We start from the raw sequence: 11,851 nt of genomic DNA on the forward strand, positions 1-11,851 counted from the left end.
GCAGTACTGCTATCTGACAGGCAGCACAAGACCTATCCGATAGGTGTGCGCATCTTGGCCACAATGAAGCACCAGCAGGCGAGCACGCTGACCAGCAAGCCGACTGCTGCCAGCGCGGTCCCGAGATAGGCCTCGCCGCCCAGCATCGTGCTGACTGCCGTGACCAGGGTCGGGCTCACACCGAAGGCGACCAGTCCCGAGACGGCGAGGAACAAGCCGACGCACAAGCCGCGCATGTCGTTGGGAACGGTAACGGTGATCGCGGTAGCGGTGATCAGGCCTGTGATGGTTCCACCGGTCAGCAATACGCTCAAGGCCACGCCGAACAACACGGGGGAGGGGGCAATCGGGAACAGAGTGGCGGGGATCGCGATCGCCGACGCGATCACCGCACCGATGAGGATGCCGCCTTGCTTACCGCCGCGCACGCCCCAGTCCGCCGCGACGCCGCCAAGGATCGACCCAGTGACGCCCGATCCGAAGATCACCAGCCCCATCCAGCCGGCGAACTGATCCGGCGTCAGCCCGAACTCGCGCGAGAGGACGGGGGCGGCCCAGATCGCTGCGGCCGCATCGGCCATGACGACGCCGACCTGACCGCCGAACAGCGGCGCCAAGAAGCCGCGCATGCTCCACAGGCGAGAGAACACGGCCTTGATCGGCAGCGGCTCGACGCTGCTGCGCTCCGCGCGAGGCGGCTCGCGCAAAGCTAGCAACGTGAGGATCGCCGCACCCGCGCCGATCGCAAGCGCCAGGTGTACGCCGCGCCATGGCGCGAGACCAGCAAAGGGCGATGTGCCAAAACGGCCGAACAGCCATCCGCCCAGTGCGAATGCGGCGGCGGTGCCCAGCCACTTGCCAAGTGTCAGGATCAGCATGGACCGGCCGCGCTGCGCCGGCGGACACATGTCGGCGGCCAACGAGATCGCCACGGTCACCGCCGTGCTCGCACCCAGGCCCGCCAGCATGCGCGCGACGAACAGAAGCGCGAAGCTGTGGGTATAGGCGGTCAGGGCCGAACCGATCACCCAGCCAATGGCCATGACGATCAGGATGCGGATGCGGTGCACACGATCGACCAGCAGCCCCAGCGGCACCGACAGCACCGCCAGCGGGATCGAGGTGGCAAGACCCTGGACCAGGCCCAGCTGGGTGTCCGTCAGATGCAGGTCGGCCTTGGCCGCTTCCTGCACAGTCGAGAACACACCTTGCAGGGCGCTGCCACTGGCAACGGTGATCGCCAGCAGCAGCAGCGCCGGCAGCGCCGCCGAGAACCGTCGTGGCTCCAGGCCAGGCGCAGCCGCGAGGGTCGCTGCCGTCATAAGGCGAAGATCTTGCCCGGGTTGAACAAGTCCATGGGATCGATCGCGCGCTTGATCGTGCGCATCACGTCGACGGCTTCGCCTAGTTCGGCGACCAGCCAGGGCTGCTTGCCAAGCCCGATGCCATGCTCGCCGGTGCAGGTGCCCTCCATGTCGAGCGCGCGCTGCACCAATCGGGTGTTGATCGCCTCGACCTCCTCCATCTCCGCAGGGATGTTCGGGTCGATCGAGAAGATGACGTGGAAGTTACCGTCGCCGACGTGGCCCAGGATCGTTGCCGGCATGCTGGCGCCGGCAAGGTCCTGCTTGGTCTCGGCGATGCACTCGGGCAGCCGGCTGATTGGCACGCAAACATCGGTAGTCCAGCCGACCGCTCCGGGACGCAGGTTCACGGCGGCGTAGTAGGCTTCGTGACGCGCCTTCCACAGCTTGCTGCGGTCCTCGGCCAAGGTGGCCCACTGGAACTCGCCGCCACCGTTCTCCTGCGCGACGGAGCCGACCATCTCGATCTGCTCGGCGACGCCCGCGGCAGAGCCATGGAACTCGAAGAACAGCGTGGTGACTTCGGCGAGGTCCATCTTCGACCAGCGGTTGACGGCGCGGATCTGCATGTCGTCCAGGATCTCGACCCGCGCAAGCGGAACGCCGAGCTGGATCGACTGCACCACCGTCTGCACCGCGCCTTCCAGAGTCTCGAAGCCGCATACGGCCGAGGAGATGACCTCCGGGATTGGATGCAGGCGCAGGGTCACCTCGGTGACGATCCCCAGCGTGCCTTCCGACCCGATGTACAGCCGCGTCAGATCGTATCCCGCGGCCGACTTGCGGGCGCGCCGGGCGGTGGTGATCACCTTGCCCTCGGGCGTCACGACCTTGAGGCTGAGGACCGCCTCGCGCATGGTGCCGTAGCGCACGGCGTTCGTGCCGCTCGCGCGGGTAGATGCCATGCCGCCGATGGTGGCATTGGCGCCGGGATCGATCGGGAAGAACAGCCCTGTATCGCGCAAGTGCTCGTTCAGTTGCTCGCGCCGGACGCCGGCTTCGACCACGCAGTCGAAGTCTTCGGCATTGACGGCGACGATGCGGTTCATCTCGGAAAGGTTGACGCTGACGCCGCCGCGCACCGGTACGGTGTTGCCCTCGATCGAGGTGCCCGCGCCGAAGGCGACGATTGGCACGCCGGCCGCGACGCAGAGGTTGACCAGATCCACCACGTCTTGCGTCGAGCGGGCATAGACCACCGCGTCGGGCAGGACGGGGGTGAAGTGCGACTCGCTGGCGCCGTGCTGTCCGAGGATGGCATCGCTGGTTGCCAGCTGTTCGCCGAAGCGATCCTGCAGCCGTGCCAGGAATGCCGGATCGATCGGCGAGCGGGCGATGGGTTCGTGGTGCACGCGCTGGGACCTTTGCTTCAGGGCAGGAACGGAGCCGCGGGCATCGGCGGCTCGTGGATGGTGCGATCGGCGGCGAGCTGAAAGACGTTGCGCTGCTCTCGCGTGAACTCGGGCCAGGACAGGGTGCCGTCCGTCGCATAGCGGACCCAGATGGCGTGGATCCGGTCGGCGAGGTCCTGGGGCGGCATTGTGCCGGTCAGGCCTTCGGGCACGGCGGTGGTCTCCAGCGTGTCGAACACGAACGGCAGTTCCATTCCGTGCGCTGCGCCAAGCTCGCCATCGAAGCGCGGCGAGCGCCAGTCGAACTCGTACATGTGCGTGCGGCCGCGATGCTCTTCGGCGAAGCGGCGTGCCGGCCAGCGGAACACCAGGTCATTCATTGCCCGGTTCAGCGCCACGCCCGGCGATACGCCGCGCTGGCCCATCCCGTAGGCCTTGAGCACCCGCCAGGCACGTGGCTGCGACTTGCGCAGCGCCAGCCAGGCAAGCAGCCGGCCGACCTTGGCGCGCGCGCCGGTGGGCACGAGGTAGAGGTTCATCTCCTCGGCATTGCTGCCGATCAGCACGTCGATCTGGGCGCCGGCGCCTTGCTTCAGCGCTTCAAGCGGCGCGAGCGGCAGGACGTCGTCGCCGTGCACCGGCACGAAGCGGCTGATGCCGAACACGGGCTCGCGTCCCGTCGGGTCGCGAAGGTCGATGCGAGCGGTGGGCGCGCTCACCTTCTCGATGGCGTCGAAGGTGGCTTCGGGCGTCACCGCGGCAAAGCCGTCGCGAGTGGGCGAGATCCCGAGCAGCGAGGCGAGCTTGGTCACCAGCTTGCGCGCGATCCCGACATCGCGGGTCATCGCGCCATGGCCGCTCTGGATGATCGCGCGCCGGAACAGCCCCTGCGCCCGCGGCGCGGTGACGAGATCGCCGATCGACATGGCACCGGCAGATTCGCCGAACACGGTCACATTGCCCGGGTCGCCTCCGAATGCCGCGATGGTGTCGCGCACCCAGGTCAGCGCGGCAATCTGATCACGCAGGCCCAGGTTGGTCGGCACGCCGGGGATGGGCAGGAACCCATCGACGCCCATGCGGTAGTTGATTGCCACGCAGACGATCCCGTCACGCGCGAAGGCTGTGCCGTCACTGACCGAAGCGTCCTTGCTGCCCAGCAGGAAAGCGCCACCATGGATGAACACCATGACCGGGCACTCGCTGGCATTCTCCGGCGCCCAGACATTGAGCGTCAGGTAATCGTCGCCCGGAACCCAGCCATGACCGACGAGCGGATGCAGTTCCAGCCCTGGCATCTCCCGTACCCGTTGCGGAGCGTTCGGGCCGGACGTGGTTGCCTCGCGCACGCCGTCCCAGGCTGGTGCCGGCTGCGGTACTGCGAACCGTCGTTCCCCGACCGGGGGCGCTGCATAGGGCACCCCCAGGAAGGTCCTGATCCCACCAGCCGCGGACCCACGCAGAGTGCCCGCCGGGATTGTGACTTCGGTTTCGCGTGTCATGGCGCTGCCCTGTCGCATCAGAAGCGGAACGCCGCCTCCGCGCCGATCGTACGCGGCTGGATCACGGCCGCGCCATAGACCTGGCCGGCGGTGGCGCTGGGGGCGAGGCCCTGCTGTGCGAGGACCAGCACGCCGCGCTTGTCGCCGATGTTCTTGGCGAACACTGACAGGCTGAAGCGCTCGTCCTCAAGTCCGGCGCGCAGGTCGAACGTGGTGTAGGCGGGCAAGCGCTTGGAGAACCGATTGCTGTAGTCCGACTCGCGCGAGCTGGTGTGGTTGACCGCACCGCCGATCGTGGCGTTGAAGTCGCCGAATGCCGGCGTCTTGTACTCCGCCGTCAACGATCCCTGCAGCTTGGGCACGTAAGGCAGGCGATCGCCATCGATGCCTCCGGCCGCCGGCGCATCGGACGCCAGCTTGGCAAGCGTGTAGCCGGCATTGAGGCCGAGCGAGAGCCCGCGCGTCGGCATGACCCGCAGCGTGACCTCGCCGCCCTTGCTGCGCGCCGAACCGCCGTTGACGAAGAAGTTGAACCCGCCGGCGCTGGTCTGGATCTGGATGTCCTTCCAGTCGGTGTAGAACAAAGCCGCGTCCAGCGTCACCTTGCGGTCCAGGAACGATGCCTTGTAGCCGATCTCGTAGCTGGTCAGCTTGTCGGGATCGAACTGCAGCGGCGCATCGGGGTAGACCGACGGCGGCGGCACCGCGTTGGGGCCACCCGGGCGATAGCCGGTGGAGACCCGGCCGTAGATCATCATGTCCGGATTGATCTTGAAGCGCGGGCTCACGAGATAGGTGAAGATGTTCGCCTTCTCGTCGCCGGTGTTGATCCGCCGGCCGCCGACCAGAAGCCCGGCGTAATCCTGCGCGTAGTCCTGCTTGTCGTGGCTGTAGCGGATGCCGCCCAGCACATCGAAGCGATCGCCCAGGTGCAGGGTCACGTTGCCGAACACCGAGTATTCCTCGTACTTCGACAGGATAGAGGCGGTGACGATGTTGGGGAGCGGCAGCGGGGCGCCGGTCGAGGGTAGCAGCGGATCGTAGCTGGGAACGCGGTTGGAGTCGTCCTCGTGCGTGTAGTAGAAGCCCAGCTGCGCATCGAAGAGGCCGTTCGCGAGGTTCGTGCCCGTGGCGCGCACTTCCTGCACCCAACGCTCCGAGTAAGTCGTCTGGTTGGCGCGCAAGCCGATGCCGCCCGGGATGCCGAGCAGCGCGCCGAGCGCGACGCCCAGACCGCGCGAGGCGTCGGCCTGCTGGTTGAGGCGCGTATGCTGGTAGGTCGTTGAGGAAACCAGGCCGATCTGGCCAAGGTCGGCGCGCACGGTGGCGTTGTAGAGGCGGAACTTGACGAAGCCGGTCTCCCGCACTTGGCGGCGCTGCTTCAGATCGCCCTCGATCGGCTGGAGCGTCAGCGCATCGACGTCGACCGAGTTGGTGCCGTCGGTCTTGGTGTCCTGGCCGATGGCCTGGATGTCGAGCCGCACGTCCGGACCGAACTTGGCGGACAGCAGCCCGCGGAAACCGCGGACACGCGCGCCATTGAGATCGTCCTTGGCGAGCCGCGGCGTCACGTTGTCGATGAAGCCGGAGTCGCGGCGGTCGAAGCCGCTGACGCGCAGGACCAGTTCGTCCTTGGCGAGCGGGATGTTGATCAGGCCGCGAGCGGAATAGCCGACATCGCCCTTCTTCACCGAGGTGACGCCGCCGGCGATGCGGCCGGTGACGTTCTCGAAGTCGGGCTGGCCGGTCACGAACTTCAGCAGCCCACCCACTGCGCCAGCGCCGTAGAGCGTGCCTTGCGGGCCCTTGAGCACTTCGATCTGCGCGAGGTCGGAAGGATCGAGGTCCGGGGTGGTCGAGCTGCCGCCGGTGTAGGCGTTGACCGAGCCGATCGGCGCCTCGTCGACATAGTAGCCGGTCGAGGAAGCGGACTGCGCCGCACCGGTGGTGATGCCGCGCAAGGTCACTTGCGCCTGGCCGGTGCGCACCGACGTGAAGGTGAGGCCGGGAACGCGCGTCGCGTAGTCCTCGAAGCGGACCGCGCCCTGCTTGGTCAAATCCTGGGTGCTCAGCACGGCGACGGAGGCGGGGACATCCTGCAGGCGCTCGCTGCGCTTCTGCGCGGTGACGACGATCTCGGAGACGCCGGCGCCGTCGCTGGCAATGCCGCCGTCGCTCGGCTCCGCGGGCTGCGGCTGCGCAGTCTCGGACGTGACCGTCTGCGCCTGCGCGCCGTGCGACAGCAGCGCCAGCGAGGCGCCACCCGATAGCAGAACGCTGCGGATCACCGCCTTGTTGAACCTTGTCATGTTCTCTCCCTCAATCCCGAGACCCGGGTGCGTTTCGCCGCACCACGTATCTGATAGCTACCATTCTCCTATCCGATAGGTTGGATGAGTGGCAGGGGCGATCAGTATGCCGATCCGCTCGAACGCTGTGCCGGATCAATCCGGTCACGAAGCCACGGCATGCTCATCTGCTATGAGCACGACCGCAGGCTACGAAAGCGGGGCTGCGGGGCGACGCGGCGGCACAGTGTCTCTGTCAGGCGGCAAAGCCATTACGCTAGGGTGCGCAACCTAGGCAGCTATAGCGCGTGGAACAGTTCAACATGCTTGGCATCAAGGGAGCGGACAATGCGGAGGCGGACCGTCATCAAGGCCGCAGCCGCCGCTGCGCCTGCCAGCCCGGCGTCGCAAGACCTTCGTGCGGACGCCCAAGCCCAGTGTTGATCACCTTGGCCGCATCGCCCGCAACGGAACGATCTGAGCCACCGCGGCTTTGCCGACCGAAAGGGGAGTTGCGATGACAGACGCACCGCTGATCGCCGGAGTGGAGCTGGGCGGCACCAAGATCAACTGCATCCTCGCACGCGGGCCGGATGCGATCGCGGAGGAGGTGCAGATACCCACTACTAGTCCCGAACAGACTCTCGCCGCGATCGAGGCGGTGCTGGAGCGCTGGCGTGGCTTCGCAGCGCTCGGGATCGCCAGCTTCGGTCCAATCTCCATCGATCGTTCCTCCGAGCACTACGGGCACATCACCGCGACGCCCAAGCCTGACTGGGCGAACACCGACGTCGCAAGGCGCCTGGCGAGACAGACCGCGGTTCCCACCGGCTTCCACACCGATGTCGTCGGCGCCGCGCTGGCGGAGGCGCGCTGGGGCGCGGCTGCCGGCCTGGCGGACCTCGCCTATGTAACCGTTGGCACCGGCATCGGCGTCGGCCTGATTGCCGGCGGCAAGCCGCTGGACGGGCTGACCCACAGCGAACTCGGCCACATCCGCGTCGCTCGTGTTGCTGGTGACGCATGGCCCGGCGTGTGCCCGTTTCATGGCGACTGCCTGGAAGGGCTCGCTTCGGGGCCGGCGATCGCGGCGCGAGCAGGCAAGCCGGCCCAGATGCTCTCGTCGGAGGACCCTGCCTGGGACGGAGTGGCGCATGCGCTTGGTCAGCTCCTTCACACGCTGGTGCTGACCGGCGTGCCGCGCCGCATCGTCATGGGCGGAGGCGTGATGGTCGGAACCGCGCACCTGTTCCCGCGCGTGCGGGCCGCCATGACCGCAAGCCTGGCCGGCTACGTGTCGCTAGACGAGGTCGCGCAGGCCGACACCTACATCGTTCCTCCGGGCCTCGGCGACAGAGCAGGGCCGCTCGGCGCCATCGTTCTAGGTGAGCAGGCGCTGCACGGCGGATCGCCTTCTTGAGCGTGGTGCCTCTATCGCGCGCTAACCTGCGCAAGCTCCCCGCGGGGGTGATCGGCCCCGCATACGATCCCAGTTCAGTCGTGCCGGGGATCGTTCATATCGAGCTCGGCGGCTTTCATCGCGCCCACATGGCGCGATACACGCATGCGCTGATGAACGTTGAGCCGGCCGCGTCCGAATGGGGCATCGTCGGCGTCGGCCTGCTCCCCGCCGATCAGCGCATGGCCGACGCACTGCAGCCGCAAGACGGCCTCTATACCCTCGTCGAGCGGCAGGATCAGGACGAGAGCGCTACGGTCATCGGCTCGATCAGCCGCGTCCTGTTCGCCGGTGCATCCTCTGCCGAGACCCTGGCGACGATCGAGGATCCCGCAATCCGCATCGTGAGCCTGACGGTCACCGAGAACGGCTATTGCCTGGACTCCGCGACCAAGCAGCTGGACCTGACCCATCCGGCGGTCGTCCACGATCTGGCGGATCCACAGCGGCCGCGCTCAGCGATCGGCATCTTGGTCGAGAGCTATCGTCGCCGCAGGGACCGCGGCTTGCCGGTATTCACTGCGCTGAGTTGCGACAACATCCAGCACAACGGTGCGGTCCTCTCCCGCGCGGTGCTCGCACTGGCCGAGCAGCAGGACCCGCAGCTGGCCGAGTGGATCGCCGAGAACGCCGCTTTTCCCAGCACGATGGTCGACCGCATCACGCCCGTGACCACAGCTGCGGACATCGACGACTTGGCGCTGAACTACGGGGTTGCCGATCGCTGGCCGGTGGTGTCGGAGCGGTTCACGCAATGGGTAATCGAGGACACGTTCGTTGCGGGGCGACCGGCCTGGGAGCGTGTGGGCGCACAGTTCGTCGCCGATGTTCAGCCCTATGAGATGATGAAACTGCGGCTGCTCATTGCCAGCCACCTGGCGATCGCCGGGCTTGGCCGCCTGGCCGGCTACACGCACATCGACCAAGCGATGCGGGACACGGACTTGCGCAGTTACATGCGCGTCCTGATGGATCTCGAGACCGGGCCGACGCTGCCCCCGCTGCCCGGCGTGGACATCAACGCGTACAAGACAGAGCTGGTCGCGCGGTTCTCGAACAGCCGCATCAAGGACACCGTCGACCGGGTCAACGCGGACGCACCGATCAATCTCCTGCTTGATCCTATCCGCGACCGGGTGGCGACCGGCGCTTCGATTGATCTCCTCGCGCTTGCCTTGGCGGCGTGGCTGCGGCGTGTGCGTGGCGAGGACGAAGCCGGCGAGCCTCTGGCCGTCTCCCACCCTCTCGCCAATGAGCTGAGCCGGAAAGCGTGGGAGGGCGGCGCCGATCCCCGTCACTTACTGGGGATCCGCTCGCTCTTCGGCGATCTAGGAGAAAATCCCGTCGTGCTGCGGCCGGTCACGCGATGGCTGGAGAGCCTCTATGCCACCGGCGCGCGGGTCACTCTGGCTACAGCGCGCGAAGAGCTGAACTTCTGACGCCTCTAGCTACCCAATCGAGACCACACTTATGGGTGCCTTTCGCACGCTCGCCACGATCACCCTGCTGGGCTTGGGGGCATGCGCTTCGGCAGCGCAGGCCCTATCCTCAGTGCATGCAGCGCTACGCCTCACCGCTCGGATCAAGCAGAACACCGGCACCGCGGCGACATCGGTTTACTTGCGCGTGCCCGACTATCCTTAAGGTGGCGCCGGGCTGGTGAGCACCGCGCGCGACTACGAACGCCTTTCTGCACATGCTGCTGGATGAGGCCAGGCTCGGTCGCAAGCGCATCCTGAGCGCGGCCACTGCCAGGCTCGCGCGCTCTATCTGATACCGCCAGGCGTGGTCATGAAGGGTCCCGCGCCGGTGGCTCCCGGCGAAGCATACGGCTTTGGCACGGGCGGTTTCGTGGTGACGAGCGATGTCGATGGATTCGGCCGCGCCGAGGGCACTTATGGATGGGACGGCGCAGCCGGAACCCAACTTGGGTCGACCTCCAACGCCGCCTCCGCGCGACGTTGATGATCAACGTGTTCGGATCGGTGGGCCTGGGCAATGCCTTCGACAAGGCCGTGGCTCAGGACATGGCGGGCTACTCGCCGGGGCGGTAGTGCTGCGCATGGCCGCCGTATTCGGATCAGGCGGTCGGCACGGCCCGATCAGTTTGGCCGCAGGATCGCAGCCTTGCCATCGATGTAGGGCTGCAGCCTTTCGTCGCCCGGCTGCGGCACCAGCACGAAGTCCGCCATCGTCAGGCGCCTCAGCCCCGTCACCTCGATGAGGAAGTCTGCAGCGGGGTCGCGATCCACGTTGCCGGCGATCCACGTCGTTGCACCGTCCGACCACGTGGTGACTTGTCCCGGCGGGGTGAAAACGCGCGAGGAAACCGGCGTGAATGGCTGGCGGCCCTCCTTGGTCGCGTCGGCATCCATGCGCGAGAGATCGATGCGGTCGCCTGGACCGAAATCCAGGATCTGGTCTGCCGTGTCCGCGCCAGGGCGGCTGTCGGTCGGCCTCAGGAACACGAAGCGGTCGTTTCCTCCGCCACCCCGCAGGCGATCGCGTCCGCCGTGTCCGGCGATCCAGTCGTCTCCCGATCCGCCGGTAATCGCATCGTCGCGGGCACTTCCCTCTACCACCAGTGGCAAGCTGCCGGGCGGGCCGTACTTCGTGTCCTCGCCGGCGCCGGTGATGAACAGCTTGCTCACCCTGGCGATGCTCGCTGCCTTCTGGCCCGGCGTGAGCCAGTCGGGTAAGCCCAGGCTTGTCATGTAGGCCGTCGGCCAGTGCGCCGCGACGACGTTGAACATCGAGCTGAAGCCCGTAGGGCCGGTGAGCGGCGGCAGGAAGTTGGAAATGCCGACGCGATCGGTGCCGCCGTTGGTGATGACCGGGTCGTTCAGCGCCGTATAGCCGGTGAACACGGCATCGAGGGCACGAGGGCTGAGGCGGAAATACCGTGCCGACTGCGGCGCCCAGTTGGGCACTCCGAACGCAACGATGCTGAGCCGCGAAGCGACTGCGTCCTTTCCGTGCCTGGCGACCGCGTCCATCCCCGCGAAGATCGCGTAGCCGGCGCCCAGCGAGTGGCCGGTCACATGGATGCGGGCATGGGCATAGCGTGGATCCTGCCAGATCCTCTCCAGCAACACGGCGGCCCATTTCGGCTCTGCCAGAACGCGGCCATGGGCGAGGGCCTCGCCCTGGATGAAGTCTCCCGCCGCTTGTGCGCCGCCAAAGGCGAGAACCACGTCGCTAACATTGCCTTCCCGGTCGAGCCGATCAACGATCCCCGCGAAGAACAGCCCGTCGCCCGTCCGCTCGACCCTTGCGTTGGTGTAGCCGGCGCCGAGCACGAGCGGCGGCGCTCCGACCTGCTTGTTCAACATCTGCCAAGCGGCGCCAAAGTACACGAGGTCCGGCAAGGTGACCGGAGCCGAAGTTGCCCGGAGAACCACTCCGCCGGTATCGCCACCGACAGGCGCGCCTTGAACCGCAGGCTCGAGCACGGTGGTCGGTGGCGCCGTGCTGCCTAACTTCAACCCGATCAGCAGCAGGATCGCGGCGGTGGTTCCGCCAGTCGAAAGCAGCGTTATCTTGAGCGCTTTCTTCACCGTGGCATCCTGCCCGTGTTCATCCGACCGGTGCGAAATCGCTACCGCATCGAAACAGACTTTGCCGCCCATGCTCGATCTACGCCAGCACCAGACCTGTGCCGACAGACAGCCGTGGTATGCCGCTCGCTATGCGGAGTGCCACGTCAAGTCAGACGCATGTTCTGCGACCTGCGATTGCACGGCGCCGCGCGATGTCACGCGATCATGGCGCTTGGCAGTGGTGCCCGGGGACGGAATCGAACCGCCGACACCATGATTTTCAGTCATGTGCTCTACCAACTGAGCTACCCGGGCATCGCTTCGGCGGCGGCCCCGAAAGGCCGGCG

At 67.0% G+C, this 11,851-nt stretch carries 9 protein-coding genes and 1 tRNA gene; 4 read left to right on the forward strand and 6 right to left on the reverse strand.

The window, feature by feature from the left end; genetic code table 11:
* Positions 1-32 precede the first annotated feature (32 nt).
* The 4 genes from GV044_RS10905 to GV044_RS10920 are packed head-to-tail and all read right to left on the reverse strand — an operon-like array spanning position 33 to position 6,527.
* Positions 33-1,322, reverse strand: a complete 1,290-nt coding sequence (locus tag GV044_RS10905; protein ID WP_159869350.1) for an MFS transporter — start codon at positions 1,320-1,322, stop codon at positions 33-35.
* Positions 1,319-2,716 carry an FAD-binding oxidoreductase gene (locus GV044_RS10910; protein WP_159869353.1) on the reverse strand — a complete coding sequence of 466 codons (1,398 nt, stop codon included), beginning with the start codon at positions 2,714-2,716 and terminating at the stop codon, positions 1,319-1,321. Before GV044_RS10910 ends, GV044_RS10905 begins: the two co-directional genes overlap by 4 nt.
* 17 nt (positions 2,717-2,733) lie before the next feature.
* Positions 2,734-4,218: a carboxylesterase/lipase family protein gene (locus GV044_RS10915; RefSeq protein WP_236554867.1), complete on the reverse strand. Its 1,485-nt coding sequence runs from the start codon at positions 4,216-4,218 to the stop codon at positions 2,734-2,736.
* Positions 4,219-4,235: 17 nt separating this feature from the next.
* Positions 4,236-6,527 carry a TonB-dependent receptor gene (locus GV044_RS10920; protein WP_159869359.1) on the reverse strand — a complete coding sequence of 764 codons (2,292 nt, stop codon included), beginning with the start codon at positions 6,525-6,527 and terminating at the stop codon, positions 4,236-4,238.
* A 496-nt stretch (positions 6,528-7,023) separates the two neighbouring features.
* On the opposite strand from GV044_RS10920, the gene GV044_RS10925 reads away from it, so the two are divergent.
* From GV044_RS10925 to GV044_RS10940, 4 genes are all read left to right on the forward strand, one after another.
* Positions 7,024-7,926, forward strand: a complete 903-nt coding sequence (locus GV044_RS10925) for an ROK family protein (protein ID WP_159869362.1) — start codon at positions 7,024-7,026, stop codon at positions 7,924-7,926.
* A gap of 2 nt (positions 7,927-7,928) precedes the next feature.
* Positions 7,929-9,404 carry a mannitol dehydrogenase family protein gene (locus GV044_RS10930; protein ID WP_236554955.1) on the forward strand — a complete coding sequence of 492 codons (1,476 nt, stop codon included), beginning with the start codon at positions 7,929-7,931 and terminating at the stop codon, positions 9,402-9,404.
* Positions 9,405-9,435: 31 nt separating this feature from the next.
* Positions 9,436-9,609, forward strand: coding sequence for a hypothetical protein (locus tag GV044_RS10935; protein WP_159869368.1), 174 nt, complete (start codon positions 9,436-9,438; stop codon positions 9,607-9,609).
* A 147-nt stretch (positions 9,610-9,756) separates the two neighbouring features.
* A complete protein-coding gene (locus GV044_RS10940) occupies positions 9,757-9,930 on the forward strand; it encodes a hypothetical protein (protein ID WP_159869371.1) in 174 nt (57 codons plus the stop codon).
* Positions 9,931-10,067: 137 nt separating this feature from the next.
* Here GV044_RS10940 and GV044_RS10945 read toward each other — a convergent pair whose 3' ends face one another.
* The gene (locus GV044_RS10945; RefSeq protein WP_159869374.1) at positions 10,068-11,522 is read right to left on the reverse strand and encodes a M10 family metallopeptidase C-terminal domain-containing protein; all 1,455 of its coding nucleotides are present in this window, start codon (positions 11,520-11,522) and stop codon (positions 10,068-10,070) included.
* A 221-nt stretch (positions 11,523-11,743) separates the two neighbouring features.
* Positions 11,744-11,819 (reverse strand) — tRNA-Phe (locus GV044_RS10950).
* Positions 11,820-11,851 lie beyond the last annotated feature (32 nt).

This window comes from Novosphingobium sp. 9U (assembly GCF_902506425.1).
Taxonomy (GTDB): domain Bacteria; phylum Pseudomonadota; class Alphaproteobacteria; order Sphingomonadales; family Sphingomonadaceae; genus Novosphingobium.

Coding starts and splice junctions, on each gene's coding strand:
- GV044_RS10940 (WP_159869371.1), top strand. CDS start 9,757: ATGAAGGGTCCCGCGCCGGTGGCTCCCGGCGAAGCATACGGCTTTGGC.
- GV044_RS10915 (WP_236554867.1), bottom strand. CDS start 4,218: ATGACACGCGAAACCGAAGTCACAATCCCGGCGGGCACTCTGCGTGGG.
- GV044_RS10905 (WP_159869350.1), bottom strand. CDS start 1,322: ATGACGGCAGCGACCCTCGCGGCTGCGCCTGGCCTGGAGCCACGACGG.
- GV044_RS10925 (WP_159869362.1), top strand. CDS start 7,024: ATGACAGACGCACCGCTGATCGCCGGAGTGGAGCTGGGCGGCACCAAG.
- GV044_RS10935 (WP_159869368.1), top strand. CDS start 9,436: ATGGGTGCCTTTCGCACGCTCGCCACGATCACCCTGCTGGGCTTGGGG.
- GV044_RS10920 (WP_159869359.1), bottom strand. CDS start 6,527: ATGACAAGGTTCAACAAGGCGGTGATCCGCAGCGTTCTGCTATCGGGT.